Source organism: Pseudorhodobacter wandonensis, assembly GCF_001202035.1.
Taxonomy (GTDB): Bacteria; Pseudomonadota; Alphaproteobacteria; order Rhodobacterales; family Rhodobacteraceae; genus Pseudorhodobacter; species Pseudorhodobacter wandonensis.
Genome location: NZ_LGHT01000032.1, coordinates 18,629 through 33,537, shown reverse-complemented (window position 1 = coordinate 33,537; position 14,909 = coordinate 18,629). Strand labels below are relative to the sequence as shown.

The window sequence follows — 14,909 nt, the reverse complement described above, 5'->3', positions numbered from 1 at the left end:
AGATGATGTCACTGGATTTGTATCGTCAGCAATGGTTTGGCAATGTGCGGGCGGATTTGCTGTCGGGGCTGGTTGTGGCTTTGGCGTTGATCCCCGAGGCGATTGCGTTTTCGATCATTGCAGGCGTTGACCCGAAAGTCGGGCTTTATGCCAGTTTTTCCATTGCTGTGATTTGTGCGATTACAGGCGGGCGGCCGGGGATGATTTCGGCGGCAACCGCGGCGACGGCGGTGTTGATGGTGACTTTGGTCAAGGACCACGGGTTGCAATATTTGCTGGCCGCGACGGTGCTGGCGGGGCTGTTGCAGATTGGGGCCGGTTTGTTGAAGCTGGGGCGTGTCATGCGCTTTGTGTCGAAATCGGTGATGACGGGCTTTGTGAACGCGCTGGCGATTTTGATCTTTCTGGCTCAGGTGCCCGAGTTGGACCCGACCAAAGTAACTTGGCTGACCTATGCGCTGGTGGCGGCGGGGCTTGGGATTATCTACTTGTTTCCGTATATTACCCGCGCCGTGCCTTCGCCTTTGGTGACGATTGTGGTGCTGACGGCTTTGACGCTGCTATTTGGTTGGGATGTGCGGACGGTGGGCGATATGGGGGCCTTGCCCGACACGCTGCCGGTGTTTTTGATCCCGCAAATTCCGCTGACGTTTGAAACCCTGCAGATTATTTTCCCTTATTCGCTGGCGGTGGCTGTGGTGGGGTTGCTGGAAAGTCTGATGACGCAGAATATCGTCGATGATCTGACGGATACCACTTCGGACCGCAATCAGGAGTGTATCGGGCAGGGGCTGGCGAATACGGCGACCGGATTTATTGGCGGCATGGCGGGCTGTGCCATGATCGGTCAGAGCATTATCAACGTGAAATCGGGCGGGCGCGGGCGGCTTTCGACCTTTGTGGCGGGGGCGATGTTGCTGGTTTTCGTGGTGGGCCTTGGCGATTGGGTGAGCCGGATTCCAATGGCGGCCTTGGTGGCGATTATGATCATGGTCAGCATTGGCACGTTTTCCTGGTCGTCGATCAAGGCGCTGCGGACGCATCCGACTTCAAGTTCAGTCGTGATGTTGGCCACTGTGGCGGCCGTGATTTACACGCATAATCTGGCCATCGGGGTTGGGGTTGGCGTGTTGCTGTCGGGGATATTCTTTGCCGGCAAGATTGCGCAGCTGTTCCGTGTGACTTCGGTTTTGTCGGCGGATGGGGCAGAGCGGACCTATCGCGTTGAGGGACAGTTGTTCTTTGCCAGCGTTGAGGATTTCATGAAAGCCTTTGATTTCCGCGAGGTTCTGGACCGTGTGGTGATTGACGTGTCGGATGCGCATATCTGGGATATTTCTTCGGTTTCGGCGTTGGATATGGCGGTGCTGAAGTTCCGCCGCGACGGGGCCGAGGTGCAGATTGTCGGCATGAACAAAGCGTCCGAAACTATTGTGGATGAGTTGGCGCTGCACGACAAACCGGGCGCGCTTGACAATATGTTGGCACATTAAGGGAGGCGGAAAATGAAGATCGTCGCATTGGTGGATGGATCGGTTTACGCGCAATCGGTGTGTGAATTGGCAGGTTGGGCGGGCGCGCGTTTGGGCGCGGGAGTCGAGCTGCTGCATGTTTTGGGGCGGCGTGAGACGGGCGAGCAGGATTTATCCGGCTCTATCCGGCTGGGCGCGCGGACTGCGTTGCTTGAGGAATTGGCCGAGCTGGATGCGCAGCGGGCCAAGCTGGTGATGCATCGTGGTCGCGCAATTTTGGACGATGCCCAAGCGGTATTGGCCAAGGCGGGGGTTGCAGATGCGACCACGCGGTTGCGCCACGGTGATTTGCTGGAAGAAATCGGGACAGGGTTTGACCTGATTGTTGTGGGCAAGCGCGGCGAGGCGGCAGATTTTGCCAAGGGGCATTTGGGGTCAAACCTTGAACGCATTGTGCGGGGCAGCAAAGTGCCGGTTTTGGTGGCGGCGCGAGCCTTTGCGCCAGTGACCAATCTGCTATTGGCCTTTGACGGTGGCCCGTCGTCGCAACGCGCAGTGCAGCATATTGCGCAAAGCCCGCTTTACAAAGGTATGGCGGTGACGGTGGTCAGCGTGGGCGAGGCGCTGTCTGTCAGGCCATTGTTGGCCGATGCGCAGGCGCAACTGCTTGAAGCAGGGATTGAGGCCGAGACGCGGCAGGTGACAGGCCAGCCCGAGGTTGCCTTGGGGAAGCTGGTTGAGGATGAGGGCTATCAGATGTTGGTTATGGGGGCCTATGGCCACAGCCGCATCCGCAGCCTGATTATCGGTTCGACCACGACCGAGATGATCCGCTCGTGCAAAGTGCCTGTGATGTTGGTGCGCTGACAGGGCTTGATTTATCGGGCGGCATTGGCTTTGCATGGGGCGACCCATAAGCGAGGCCGCCTTTCATGCCCACAACGCCTGCCAAGCATCGCACCAAACCCAACGTATTGTTTATTGTCATCGACCAGTTGCGGGCCGATTGCCTTTGGGGCGGTTTGGCCGATGTGACGCCGATGCCGAATTTGCGCGCGTTGATGGATGAGGCTGTCAGTTTTACGCAGCACTATTCGGTTGTGAACCCCTGCGGGCCGTCGCGGGCGTCGATACTGACAGGGCAATATGCAATGAACCACGGGGCGGTGCGCAATGGCACGCCTTTGCCGCATGACACGCCCAATATCGCGACCGAGCTGCGTAAGGCGGGCTATTTGCCGCTGCTTTATGGCTATACCGATTCCGCGCAAGATCCGCGCCAGTTTCACGCCAATGACCCGGCGTTGACCAGCTATGAAGAGGTGATGCCGGGGTTTCACGAGGTGGTCGAGATGCGGCTTGAGCAAAGCCTGCCGTGGCGGGCGGATTTGCTGGCCAAGGGTTATGACGTGCCGCCCTATCCCGATATTTTTCGCCCAAACGGGCCGCGCCTTGACGATCCTGCGCTGTACCGCGCCGAAGATAGCGACACGGCCTTTCTGACGGATCAGTTCTTGCGTGGGCTGTTGGGGCGGCCGGCAGGTTGGTTCGCGCATTTGACCTATATTCGCCCGCATCCGCCGCTGGTGGCGCCGGAACCCTATAACCACTTGGTTAACCCCGCCGAGGTGCCTGCACCGGTGGTTGCGGGGACTCTGGCGCAAGAGCAAGCGCGGCACCCATTTATTGCCCTGAACCATGCGCAGACGCCGATTTCATCGGTTGTTGAAGGCTTTGCCGGATTGCAGCCAACGCGGGAAAACGTGGCGAGCTTGCGTGCTGTCTACCTTGGGTTGGCGGCCGAGGTAGACCACCATATCGGGCGGGTGATTGCGGCGCTAAAGGAGGCGGGGATTTATGACGATACGCTGCTGGTGGTGACGGCCGACCATGGCGAGATGCTGGGCGATCACTATGCCTGGGGCAAGCAGACGTTTTATGACGCAGCCTATCATACGCCGCTGATTATTCGTGACCCGCGCAGGCCGCAGGCGCAGGTGGTTAAGGCGCCGACTGAATCTGTGGATGTGACCCCGACGATATTGGAATGGTTGGGGCAGCCAGTGCCGGATACGATGGACGGCCGCAGTTTGATGCCGTTTTTGCGCGGGGAAACCCCGACAGACTGGCGCGAATTTACCTTTTCCGAGCTGGATTTCGGCAATCCGATCACTGCTACTGCAACGCAAAAGGCGCTTGGGTTGCGGGCAGAGGACGCGAATTACTGCATCTTGCGCGGGGCGCAGCATACGTTGGTGCATTTTAACGCAGGCCTGCCGCCTTTGTTGTTTGACCATGCAGGCGAAGGCGAGAAACGCGATATTGCCGGGGATGCGGCAGCGCAGCCGGTGTTGTTGGCGATGACGCGCGCCTTGCTTGACCACCGGATGCGCCACAGAGGCGGGCGCTTTCGGCGCATGATGATTAGCCAAGAGGGCGCTGTCGTGGCGCAAAATCAGGCAATCTGATCAATTGATAGGTTTTTTTACCAAACAGTTCACTTGACTGAAAATTAATTGCACGTCCATACTTGGGCCTGGGCAAGGCAGTTGCAAGCCTTGTGACCCAATGTTTACCCGCGCCAGTGTCTGGTTCCGGACTGCGCGAAAAACCTGACTGCCCTGAGACGCCGCAACTACGTAGCGTTTTTGTTACATAAGGCGGATACGCCACAAGAAGGAAGAAACTTCCGCATTAACCCACGACAGGAGAGATCATGAAACGCCTATTATTGAGCAGCGCTGCGCTGCTTATTCTACCGTTCGCAGCCCTCGCCAACTGCCCTGCAATCTCGGTCGCCGATATGGGCGGCGTTGCCCCCGGCGCTTTTCCCGAACAATATGACCTTGCTGAATTCCAAGCGGCTGCCAATTGCACGATGGAGCTGTCGGAAAACCCGAGCATGGCCGATTTCAACAGCAAAATTCGCAACAACCCTGCCTTGCCTGCTGTAGCTGACCGCCTGCCGTCCGAGCCGCTGGTGGTGGTGCCTTATGCATCGACTGGCAAATATGGTGGCACGCTGGACGCGTTGTCGAACGCGACCGAGGCGGGGACATCGGATTTCATGTCGATCCGGCATGTGAACCTTGTACGCTATTCGGATGATCTTGAAACCATCGTGCCGAACGTCGCAAAATCCTGGGCGTGGAACGATGATTTTACGCAACTGACCTTTACCCTGCGCAAAGGGCATAAATGGTCTGACGGCCAGCCCTTTACCTCGGCCGATGTAAAGTTCTGGTATGATAATCTGGCGCTTGACCCGAATATCAACGAAAAACCAAAGGATTACGTGACTGTCGGCGGTGAGCGTATGACGGTGGAAACACCCGATGACGTGACGGTCGTGTTCAAACTGCCTGCACCGAAACCCGGCCTTTTGGCGCATTTCGCGACGCATTTTGCACAGGCCTTCCAGCCCAAGCATTTCCTTGGCCAGTTCCACCCCGCTATTAACCCCGATGCCGATAAACTGGCGCAATCTTTGGGGTTTGAGAATGGCTATGCGGTGATCCGCGCCTATTACGGTAACTCGGACTGGATGGATACAGCGACGCCAATGCTGAACTCACCCGATCTGGTGGCCAAGATGCCGGGCGATGCCGCGCCAACGCTGGAAAGCCATATCGTGGTGAAAGAGACCACCGAAGGGCGGCATTTCGTGGCCAACCCCTATTTCTTTATGGTGGATACAACGGGCCAGCAATTGCCCTATATCAATGAAATGGATGAGCTTTTTGCCAATGACCAAGAGGTTCGTTTGCTAAAGCTGGTCAATGGCGAGGTGGATTACAAATCGCAAAGCTTGCAGCTTTCCGATGCACCGCTGCTGTTGGAAAATCAGGAGAAGGGCGGCTATACCATTCAGCTGAAGCCCAAGATCGCGATGCAGACGATTTCGTTCAACGTGACGCATCCGGATGAGGCCAAGCGTGCGGTCTTTGGCGATGTGAAGTTCCGTATTGCGATGTCTGAAGCGATTAACCGCGATAACCTGAACAGCACGGCCTATTTTGGCCAAGGACAGTTGCAGCAATACACCGGCTTTTCACCGCTGCCGGAATATATCGATCCAAAGTGGAAAACCTTTGGGATGGAATATAATCCGGACGCCGCCAAAGCGGTGCTGGACGAGCTGGGGCTGAAGGATGTTGACGGTGACGGCTTCCGCGAATTGCCGGATGGGTCGCCTTTGGTCATCAACATGCAATTTGCCACCCAAGGGATTGCCGGGCAGGTGGTTGAACTGATCAGCCAGGATTGGGCCAATGTCGGCATCAAATCGGCGGTCAAAGAGGTGACGCCGGATGAGTATCGCTCGGCGCAATCGTCAAACCAGCTGGACGTGGGCCTGTGGGAAAAGGGCCAGCCGTTGGGCATCATCCTTGGCAATAACGAGCTGTGGGTGCCGCCGTTTGAAAACTATTTTGCGCATCGCACAGGTATGCTCTGGGCTGAATGGGTGGATAGCAAAGGCGCCAGCGGTGTTGAGCCGCCGGAATATGTAAAGACGCTGATGGCTGATATCAGCACCTTGCAATCAACACCAAGTGGCACGGATGAGTTCAAGGCGATTGCAAACCGGATGGTTGCTGCAATGGTTGAAAACATGCTGTTCATCGGTACCGCGCTGACGCCGGACCCGATCTATGTGAACAACAAGGTCAAGAACTTCCCCGAGTTCAAAACCGCGTCTTATGAATACTATCGCACCTATCCGTACCGTGGTCCGCAATGGTATCTTGAGCAATAAGATCAAGGCGTTATCCCTTGTTCTTAAAGTGGTGGCAGGCGTTCGCGCCTGCTGCTTTTCCCGCCCTTGTCTGTAGGACGCGCCTATGCTTCGTTTCGCGCTGACCCGTGCCTTTTTGGCCATCGTCACCTTGCTGACCGTTTCGCTGATTGTGTTTACCTTGATGGAACTGGTGCCGGGCACCTGCGCCGAGCGGTATCTGGCGTTCAAGAACACCTCGGGGTCGCAGATTTCACTGGCCGATATCGAGGCGGAAAAGGTGCGGCTGGGGCTGGACCGGCCGTTTCTAACGCGCTGGGGCTCATGGGTCTATGACGTTGTTGTGCATGGCGAATTTGGCGACAGTTGCATTTTGCGGCTGAACATCAACCAGCTTTTGGCCGATAAGTTCTGGGTGTCTTTGGGCATATGCATGGCGGCGCTGATCTTGTCTTATGCGATCGCGGTGCCGATCGGGATTATATCATCAAGCTCGACCAGCCCGATTGCCAACAATTCCTTGCGATTTGTCAGCTATCTGGGCCTTGCGCTGCCGAATTTCTTGCTGGCGCTGATTATCATGCTGATTTCCACGGTGTATTTCGGTGACAGCCTTACTGGCTTGTTTTCAAAGGAATATCGAGATGCGGCTTGGTCTTGGGCCAAGTTCGGCGATTTCCTGTCGCGCGCGTGGCTGCCGGTATTTATTCTGGGCTGGTCGGCCACGGCCTTTGCGCTGCAAACCGTGCGGGCCTTGATGCTGGATGAGATTGGCAAGCTCTATGTCACTGCCGCCTCGGCGCGGGGTGTTTCCGGCTCGCGGTTGTTGTGGCGCTATCCGGCCAAGCATTCTTTGGGGCCTGTGATCAACTCGCTCGGGTTTGATTTAAACAGGATTTTCAATGAGTTGCCGATTGTCGCGCTGATCTTGACGCTGACCGAGGCGGGCGCCCTGTTGTTTGACAGCCTTGCGCGATCAAACGATCAGCAGCTTGCCGGCGCGATTATTTTCCTTCTTACCGCCAGTATCGTTGCGCTGAACTTCGTGACCGATATTTTGCTGGCCCTGATTGATCCGCGCGTGCGTCGCGGGCTGATAGGATAGACGTATGTTTTGGCGCAAAACCGCAACCGCACCCGATATCGACCAAAAGGCCAAAGAGGCCTATTTTACCGCAGGCCAAGGCCAGTTGATCATGGCGCGGTTCAAATCGAACCGCACGGCGATGATCGCGGCCTGGGCGCTGATTATCATGATTATGATGGGCCTGTTTGCGCCGTTCCTGTCGCCCTATGACCCGACGATTGCGGGGCGGGATGACCAGTATGAAAACGGCGCGCCGCAATTGCCGAAAATGTGGGATGAGAACGGGTTTTCCTTGCGGCCGTTCATTTACGCAAACGAGCGCGAACGGTCTATGGCGACGAATTTCCGCTGGGTGGTCAAGGAAAACCGCGAGCATCGGCTGTATATGCAGTTCTTTACCCGCGACTGGGAATATTCGCTTTTCGGGTTAGATCTCAGGAGCTTCGGGCTGAATGTTGATGTGGCGTTGATCCGGTCGAATATCCATTTGTTCGGGGTTGAGGGCGGTAAGATCCATCTTTTTGGCACCGATGCCAGTGGCAAGGATATTTTCAGCCGCACGCTGCACGCGATCTGGACCTCGCTTGCGGTCGGGACGCTGGGGGTGCTGATTTCATTCGTGCTGGCGCTGGCGATTGGCGGGGTGGCAGGGTATTTCGGCGGCTGGTTGGATAGCGTTTTGCAGATGATTACCGATGCAATCCGAACGGTGCCGCAGATACCGCTGTTCATGGCGATGGCCGCGTTTTTGCCGCCCGAATGGTCATCCGAGGCGCGTTTCTTCTTTATCTCGATCATCCTTGGCCTGATTGGCTGGCCCACCCTCGCGCGGCGTATCCGGACGCATTTGCTGACCGAGCGGTCGCAGGAATATGTGCTGGCGGCCGAGCTGTGCGGGGCGTCGAGCAGCCACATTATCCGGCGGCATTTGTTGCCCAGTTTCACCAGCTATATCATCGTCGATCTGATGATTTCGTTTCCTTATATGGTGCGGTCGGAAACGGCGCTGTCGTTTATCGGGCTGGGGTTGAAAGACCCCGTAAACAGCCTTGGCGCGATGATGCAGAACGTATCCAAAGCGGATGTTTTGCTGAATTATCAATGGTATTTCATCCCTGTTCTGTTTTTCGTCGCCCTTGTTCTGGCCTTTGTTTTCGTGGGTGACGGCCTGCGTGATGCTGCAGACCCTTATTCGGATAGCAAGAAATGACTGTGCTGATTGACGTTCAAAACCTGACGCTGAAATTTCGCACCGATGAGGGGCTGATTACGGCGGTGGATGATGTGAGCTTTACCATCGACAAAGGCGAGGTGATGGGGCTGGTGGGCGAGTCCGGGTCTGGCAAATCGGTAACGGCCAAGGCCTTGATGCATTTGAATGCCAAGAACGCGGTATACGCGCCTGAAAGCAAGATCTTGTTGCATACCGATGCGGGCGTTGTCGATGTGTTGAAACTGCGCACGGCCAAAGAGCTGAAGGTCGCCCGTGGCGGCGCGATTTCGATGATTTTTCAAGAGCCTATGGCGAGTTTTGCACCTGCGATCACCATCGGCAGCCAGATGGTTGAACAGCTGCTTATTCATGGCGATATGACCAAAGCGCGGGCGAAAGAGATTTCGATCGAGATGCTGGACCGCGTGGGGATTTCGGACCCCAGTAAACGGTTTGACCAATACGCGTTTGAACTGTCGGGCGGGATGCGGCAGCGGGCGATGATCGCGATGGCGCTTTCAACCAAGCCAAGCCTTTTGATTGCGGATGAACCGACGACTGCGCTGGATGTGACGATTCAGGCGCAGGTTATTGATTTGATGAAGGATTTGGTGGCCGAGTTTCACATGGGCATCTTGTTCATTACCCATGATCTGGGGGTGATTGCGCAGACTGCCGATAAGGTTTCGGTGATGTATCTGGGCAAGGTGATTGAAACGGGGCCGGTGCGCGATGTGATCCGTCATGCCAAGCACCCTTACACCCAAGGGCTGCTGGCGGCTTTGCCGAAACTGGATGATCTGGATGCGCCTTTGACGCCGGTGGCGGGCGATATTCCGTCGCCGCTGGAACGGCCGCCGGGCTGTGTGTTTCATACCCGTTGCCCGCAGATTATTGGTGACGTGTGCAAGGCGAAACTGCCCCAGCGCGTGCAGCTTGATGCCAACCATTCTGTGGCCTGCCATCTGTATTCCGAAGGGGGCAAAGCATGAGCGAGAAGCCGTTGATTTCTGCGCGGGGCCTGTCGGTCGGGTTCAAGATCGGCTCGGGGATGTTTAGCAAAAGCATTCTGAAGGCGGTGGATAATGTAAGTCTGGATATCGAGAAGGGTTCGTTTTTCGGGCTGGTGGGCGAGTCTGGCTCGGGTAAAACCACGTTGGGGCGGGCGTTTCTAAAGGCGGTGCCGATCACGGGGGGGCATGCGGCCTATAATGATGATGAGGTGAGCTATGACCTTGGCACGCTGACCGGCCCTGCGTTGAAAGATTACCGCAAACGGGCGCAGCTGATTTTCCAAGACCCCTATGCCGCGCTTTCGCCGCGCATGACGGTACGCGATATCATTGCCGAGCCGCTAGAGGTGATGGGCCTGACCAAATCGCGCGAGGAAACCGATGCCCGTGTGCGCGAGATTGCCGCGAAATGCCGGTTGAACCTTGAGCATCTGCGGCGTTTCCCACATGCGTTTTCGGGCGGGCAGCGGCAGCGGATTTCGATCGCGCGGGCGCTGGTTTCACGGCCGAACTTTATTGTGGCGGACGAGTCTGTGGCAGCGCTGGATGTGTCAATTCAGGCCGATGTATTGAATTTGCTAAAGGATATTCAGCGCGAAATGGGGCTGACGTTTTTGTTTATCAGCCATGATTTGTCGGTTGTGGCGCATACCTGTGACCATCTGGCGGTGATGTATCTGGGCCGCTTGGTGGAAACTGCGCCGACGCGCACCTTGTTCAAGGCGCCGCGCCATCCCTATACCAAGGCGCTGTTTTCGGCCATTCCGTCGCTTGACCCCGATGATCGCCGGGGCGGGCAAAAGCTGACGGGGGAAATTCCGTCACCGACCAACCAGCCGCCGGGGTGCAAGTTTCATACACGCTGCCCGAATGTGATTGACCGATGCCGTGTCGAGGAACCGACGCTGGAAAACCCCGGCGACGGGCATTCGGTTTCGTGCCATCGCTGGCGCGAATTGCTGGCCGTGCCTGCGGGGTAGGGTTGGCTTTAATTGGTATTTGTAATGCCAATTGAAATGTGCCAAAATGGGTATGAAAAATACCTATTGGGGAAACGCTATGAAAATTGCTGACGTGATACTCTGGCCTGGCACCAAGATGTGCGAGCGCCTTGGCGTTGACCCTACATCAGATGCGGGGCTGATCCGGTCAATGTTTAATATGATTTTCTATCTGGTGGTTATTCTGGGCGGCATGTGGGCCTTTATGGGCTGACACGCAAAACCATTCCAGCAAAAGGCCCGCCCAGAGCAAACGAGGCGGGCCTAGGTTTAGGTTAGGTTAGCTTAGAACCCTGCTTTGATTTTCTCAAACTCTTCCAACATCCGGTCACGCATCTGGCTGTTGATTGGCGTTTGCGCCAGCAATGTGGTGTCGATCGGGCTTACATCGGCGGCAACCAGATCTTCGGTCGGAATTTCAGCCATCGCTTTGTCGTTGGTGTGGGCGTAGCCGAACCCGTCAAGCAAACCGCGGGCCGAACCGTGGTCGAGCCAGGCATTGATGAAATCATAGGCCTTGTCTTCGGAACCCGGTGCATCCTTGAAGTTCACATAGCCGCAGAACCAAGATGCAGCACCCTCTTTGGCCTGACGTTGGAACCCAACGGGGAATCCCTCTTCGCGCATCAGGGCAATCGAATCATTCCATGACCATGCTACCTGAACCTGACCGCCGGCCATCAGCTGCGACAGCTCGGACGGGTCGGCCCAATAGGCGACGACGTTTTCATGGGCCTGACGCAGCCATTTGGCGGCGGCTTGGAACTGGTCTTCGGTTATGTCGGTCCAGTCGCTTACGCCGGTGGCCAGCAGCGCCAGCGACCAGATATCATCGGTGTTATCTGGCAGCGAGATGCGGCCTGCGTATTTCGGGTTCAGGAACACATCAAGCGAGGCCACATCTTCGGCGGGCACATCCTTGGTGTTATAGGCGATGGCGGTATAGGCGTAATCGGTAGGGATGTACCAAACGCCGGTGTCATCGCTGAAAATCTTGGATTTCAGGAAGCGCGGGGCGATTTCGCCGAAATTGGGGATGCGCGACACGTCCCATGGTTCGATCAAACCAGCATCGCGGTATTTTGACACCATCTGCGAGCAAGGGTGTGCCACATCGGCCTTGAAGCCTGACGCGACCTTTTGGAAGGCTTCGTCATCATCACCGAAAAACGCATAGGTGGGCAATTGGCCGTATTTTTCGACATAGGGTTTGATAAGGTTGGCATCTTCAAAGCCGGCCCAGTCAAAGACGATCAGGTCCGGGTCGGCGGCATGGGCCTGGGCAAAGGGCAAGGCAAGCGCGAAAGCGGCGCCGATCAGCAGTTTGTTTTTGGTTTGCATTGGTAACCTCTGTTGTTGGGTCATTTTTTGTGTTGGGGCACGAAGCCCTTGACCAGCAAAGGCTAGGCGGTTGCGGCGAACGGCTCAAGGGGGAAAAGCGGCTTTTCCTGCGTCAAATCGGATCGAATGGCGGGTTGCGGGGGCGTCGTTTATGGCTAAGGTCTGCCAGATATGTTTGCGCGGTGGGTGCGCGACAGTTGTTTTTGCGGGGATTTATGGAATTAGATGTCGATTTCGTGCGCAGCCAGTTTCCGGCGTTTCAAAGCGAAGCGTTGGCGGGGCAGGCGTTTTTTGAGAATGCGGGCGGGTCCTATACTTGCGGGCAGGTGATTGACCGGCTGACGCGGTTTTACACGCATCGCAAGGTGCAGCCCTATGCGCCCTATGCCGCGTCACAGCTGGGCGGGGCCGAGATGGATGAGGCCCGTGCGCGGCTGGCCGCGATGATGGGGGTTGAGGGCGACGAGGTGTCTTTTGGCCCTTCGACCAGCGCGAACACCTATGTTCTGGCGCAGGCGGTGCGGCGGTTGATTGCAACGCAAGGCGGCGCTGTTGTTGTGACCAATCAGGACCATGAGGCGAATTCGGGCGTGTGGCGGCGGCTGGCTGAAGACGGGGTTGAGGTAAGAGAGTGGCGGGTTGATCCGCAAACGGGGCATCTGGATCTGGCGGCTTTGCGCGGTTTGTTGGCGGATGGCAAGGTGCGGATGCTGTGCTTTCCGCATTGTTCCAACGTGGTGGCCGAGGTGAACCCCGTGGCCGAGATTTGCGCGATTGCACGGGATGCAGGCGCCTTTACCTGTGTGGACGGGGTTAGTTATGCGCCGCATGGCTTTCCGGATATGAACGCGCTGGGGGCGGATATCTATTTGTTTTCGGCGTATAAAACCTATGGTCCGCATCAAGGCATCATGGTGTTGCGTCGCGCCGTGGGCGAGGCTTTGCCAGCGCAATGCCATTATTTCAATGCGGGCAGCCTGTATAAGCGCTTTACGTCGGCGGGGCCGGACCATGCGCAGGTGGCGGCCTGTGCGGGAATGGCCGATTATATCGATGCGCTTTATGCCCATCATGTGCCGGATGGGGTGGCGGGGCCGCTTGAGCGTAACCGCGTGGTGCATGATCTGATGCGGGCGCATGAGGTGCGGATATTGCAGCCTTTGCTGGACTATCTGGCCGCGCGCAATGACCTGCGCCTGATCGGCCCGCGTGATGCGGCGCGGCGGGCCCCGACGGTGGCTGTGGCACTGGACCGCGCGGCCGAGCCTGTGGCGGCCGAGTTGGCCAAGCATGGAATTATGGCGGGGGGCGGCGATTTCTATGCCGTGCGGCCGTTGGAGGCGATGGGCGTGGATGTTGAACGGGGTGTGCTGCGGCTGAGCTTTGTGCATTACACGACCGCGGCCGAGGTGGCGCGATTGATTGCGGCGCTGGACGCGGTTTTGTGAGGGCGGAAGGGGGGCTGTCTGCCCCCCAACAGGGTTTGCGGGGCAAACCCTTCCCCCCCGAGGATATTTTTGGATAGATGATGGGGTAAGGTGATCTGTTGGTTGCGTGGCGGCGTATAGGGAACAAGTGGTTTTGAGTGGAGCCTATGACAGATAGCCCTTTGATAGTTTGGATACGGCGGGATTTGCGCCTTGGGGATAACCCGATGCTGGCGCAGGCGGTGGCGTCAGGGCGGCCTGTGGTGCCGGTATTTGTGTTGGACGCCGAGACCGAGGCATTGGGGGCTGCGGCAAAGTGGCGGCTGGGCCTTGGGGTGGCGGCGTTTGCGCGGGCGTTGGAAGGCATTGGAAGCAAGCTGATTTTGCGGCGCGGTGCGGCGTTGCAGGTGTTGCAAGGTTTGGCAGCCGAGGTTGGGGCGGGGGCTGTGCATTGGTCGCGGCTATATGACCCTGTATCCAAAACGCGGGACACAACCGTCAAAGCAGGGTTGCGGGCGGTTGGGCTGGAGGCTGTGAGCCATGCAGGGCATGTGCTGTTTGAGCCTTGGACGGTGGCCACGGGGCAGGGCGGGTTTTACAAGGTCTATTCACCTTTTTGGCGGGCAGTGAAGAATTTGGATGTGGCGGGACCTTTGCCCGCGCCGGTTGGGATGCGTGCGCCGCAGGTTTGGCCTGTCAGTGACGTGTTAGAGGACTGGCAGTTGGGCCGTGCGATGCAGCGGGGGGCCGCTGTCGTGGCGCGCCATGTCGGTGTGGGTGAAGCGGTGGCTGAGGCGCGGCTTGCGGCGTTTTTGGATGGGCCGGTTGATGGGTATAAAGAGCGGCGCGATTTTCCGGCCGAGGATGCGACCTCGCGTTTGTCGGAAAACCTGACCTATGGCGAGATCGGGGTACGAGCGGTGTGGCACGCAGGAATGCGGGCGCTGCATGAAGGGCGCGCAGGGGCCGAGCATTTTTTGAAAGAGCTGGTTTGGCGCGAGTTTGCCTATCATTTGCTGCATCATTCGCCGCATATCACCAGCCGCAACTGGCGCGAGGAATGGGACGGCTTTGCATGGCGCGGTGACAATGAAGATGCCGAGCGTTGGCGGCGCGGGATGACGGGCGAGCCCTTTGTCGATGCGGCAATGCGCGAGATGTATGTTACAGGGACGATGCACAACCGTGCGCGGATGATTGCGGGGTCGTATTTGACCAAGCATTTGCTGACCGATTGGCGCGTGGGCCAAGCGTGGTTTGCCGAATGTCTGACCGATTGGGACCCGGCTGCGAATGCGATGGGATGGCAATGGGTTGCGGGCTCTGGGCCTGATGCCTCTTTGTATTTTCGGGTGTTCAACCCCGCGACGCAGGCCGAGAAATTTGACCCGAAAGCGGCCTATCGCCAGCGGTTCATTGCCGAATTGGCACCGTCGCCCGGTGAGGTGGCGTTGAGCTATTTTGAGGCTGTGCCGCAGGCTTGGGGGATGGATGCGGGGCAGGCCTATCCGGAGCGGTTGATCGGATTGGCGCAGGGGCGGCAACGCGCGCTTGACGCCTATGCTGCGCGCGGCAAGGGTTGACAGCGGGTCGTTGACCGAACGCAAGGAAATGAAATCA

General features: G+C 57.5%; 12 protein-coding genes. 11 read left to right on the top strand and 1 reads right to left on the bottom strand.

Going from position 1 to position 14,909, the window contains the following annotated elements; genetic code table 11:
* The first annotated feature begins 2 nt into the window (after positions 1–2).
* From AKU79_RS10470 to AKU79_RS19490, 9 genes are all read left to right on the top strand, one after another.
* A complete protein-coding gene (locus tag AKU79_RS10470) occupies positions 3–1,493 on the top strand; it encodes a SulP family inorganic anion transporter (protein WP_050523552.1) in 1,491 nt (496 codons plus the stop codon).
* 12 nt (positions 1,494–1,505) lie between these two features.
* Positions 1,506–2,339: a universal stress protein gene (locus tag AKU79_RS10465; RefSeq protein WP_050523551.1), complete on the top strand. Its 834-nt coding sequence runs from the start codon at positions 1,506–1,508 to the stop codon at positions 2,337–2,339.
* A 65-nt stretch (positions 2,340–2,404) separates the two neighbouring features.
* Positions 2,405–3,940, top strand: a complete 1,536-nt coding sequence (locus tag AKU79_RS10460; RefSeq protein ID WP_050523550.1) for an alkaline phosphatase family protein — start codon at positions 2,405–2,407, stop codon at positions 3,938–3,940.
* A 248-nt stretch (positions 3,941–4,188) separates the two neighbouring features.
* Complete coding sequence (locus AKU79_RS10455) at positions 4,189–6,228, top strand: ABC transporter substrate-binding protein (RefSeq protein WP_050523549.1); 2,040 nt, start codon at positions 4,189–4,191, stop codon at positions 6,226–6,228.
* A gap of 85 nt (positions 6,229–6,313) precedes the next feature.
* Positions 6,314–7,312 carry an ABC transporter permease gene (locus AKU79_RS10450; protein WP_050523548.1) on the top strand — a complete coding sequence of 333 codons (999 nt, stop codon included), beginning with the start codon at positions 6,314–6,316 and terminating at the stop codon, positions 7,310–7,312.
* A 4-nt stretch (positions 7,313–7,316) separates the two neighbouring features.
* Complete coding sequence (locus tag AKU79_RS10445; protein WP_050523547.1) at positions 7,317–8,504, top strand: ABC transporter permease; 1,188 nt, start codon at positions 7,317–7,319, stop codon at positions 8,502–8,504.
* The gene (locus AKU79_RS10440; protein WP_197087278.1) at positions 8,501–9,499 is read left to right on the top strand and encodes an ABC transporter ATP-binding protein; all 999 of its coding nucleotides are present in this window, start codon (positions 8,501–8,503) and stop codon (positions 9,497–9,499) included. Before AKU79_RS10445 ends, AKU79_RS10440 begins: the two co-directional genes overlap by 4 nt.
* Positions 9,496–10,500 (top strand): ABC transporter ATP-binding protein, encoded by a 1,005-nt coding sequence (locus AKU79_RS10435; protein WP_050523546.1) that lies wholly within the window; start codon positions 9,496–9,498, stop codon positions 10,498–10,500. Before AKU79_RS10440 ends, AKU79_RS10435 begins: the two co-directional genes overlap by 4 nt.
* Positions 10,501–10,579: 79 nt before the next feature.
* The gene (locus AKU79_RS19490) at positions 10,580–10,735 is read left to right on the top strand and encodes a hypothetical protein (RefSeq protein ID WP_197087276.1); all 156 of its coding nucleotides are present in this window, start codon (positions 10,580–10,582) and stop codon (positions 10,733–10,735) included.
* Positions 10,736–10,806: 71 nt separating this feature from the next.
* Here AKU79_RS19490 and AKU79_RS10425 read toward each other — a convergent pair whose 3' ends face one another.
* Positions 10,807–11,862: an extracellular solute-binding protein gene (locus AKU79_RS10425; RefSeq protein WP_050523544.1), complete on the bottom strand. Its 1,056-nt coding sequence runs from the start codon at positions 11,860–11,862 to the stop codon at positions 10,807–10,809.
* A 215-nt stretch (positions 11,863–12,077) separates the two neighbouring features.
* Here AKU79_RS10425 and AKU79_RS10420 point away from each other — a divergent pair, with 215 nt between their 5' ends.
* Complete coding sequence (locus AKU79_RS10420; protein WP_050523590.1) at positions 12,078–13,310, top strand: aminotransferase class V-fold PLP-dependent enzyme; 1,233 nt, start codon at positions 12,078–12,080, stop codon at positions 13,308–13,310.
* A 146-nt stretch (positions 13,311–13,456) separates the two neighbouring features.
* Entirely contained in the window at positions 13,457–14,872 is a 1,416-nt protein-coding gene (locus AKU79_RS10415; RefSeq protein WP_050523543.1) for a cryptochrome/photolyase family protein, read from the top strand.
* Positions 14,873–14,909 lie beyond the last annotated feature (37 nt).

Bases quoted from the DNA above. Each gene is read 5' to 3' on its own strand.
- AKU79_RS10470 (WP_050523552.1), top strand. From the start codon at position 3: ATGATGTCACTGGATTTGTATCGTCAGCAATGGTTTGGCAATGTGCGG.
- AKU79_RS10465 (WP_050523551.1), top strand. From the start codon at position 1,506: ATGAAGATCGTCGCATTGGTGGATGGATCGGTTTACGCGCAATCGGTG.
- AKU79_RS10460 (WP_050523550.1), top strand. From the start codon at position 2,405: ATGCCCACAACGCCTGCCAAGCATCGCACCAAACCCAACGTATTGTTT.
- AKU79_RS10455 (WP_050523549.1), top strand. From the start codon at position 4,189: ATGAAACGCCTATTATTGAGCAGCGCTGCGCTGCTTATTCTACCGTTC.
- AKU79_RS10450 (WP_050523548.1), top strand. From the start codon at position 6,314: ATGCTTCGTTTCGCGCTGACCCGTGCCTTTTTGGCCATCGTCACCTTG.
- AKU79_RS10445 (WP_050523547.1), top strand. From the start codon at position 7,317: ATGTTTTGGCGCAAAACCGCAACCGCACCCGATATCGACCAAAAGGCC.
- AKU79_RS10440 (WP_197087278.1), top strand. From the start codon at position 8,501: ATGACTGTGCTGATTGACGTTCAAAACCTGACGCTGAAATTTCGCACC.
- AKU79_RS10435 (WP_050523546.1), top strand. From the start codon at position 9,496: ATGAGCGAGAAGCCGTTGATTTCTGCGCGGGGCCTGTCGGTCGGGTTC.
- AKU79_RS19490 (WP_197087276.1), top strand. From the start codon at position 10,580: ATGAAAATTGCTGACGTGATACTCTGGCCTGGCACCAAGATGTGCGAG.
- AKU79_RS10425 (WP_050523544.1), bottom strand. From the start codon at position 11,862: ATGCAAACCAAAAACAAACTGCTGATCGGCGCCGCTTTCGCGCTTGCC.
- AKU79_RS10420 (WP_050523590.1), top strand. From the start codon at position 12,078: ATGGAATTAGATGTCGATTTCGTGCGCAGCCAGTTTCCGGCGTTTCAA.
- AKU79_RS10415 (WP_050523543.1), top strand. From the start codon at position 13,457: ATGACAGATAGCCCTTTGATAGTTTGGATACGGCGGGATTTGCGCCTT.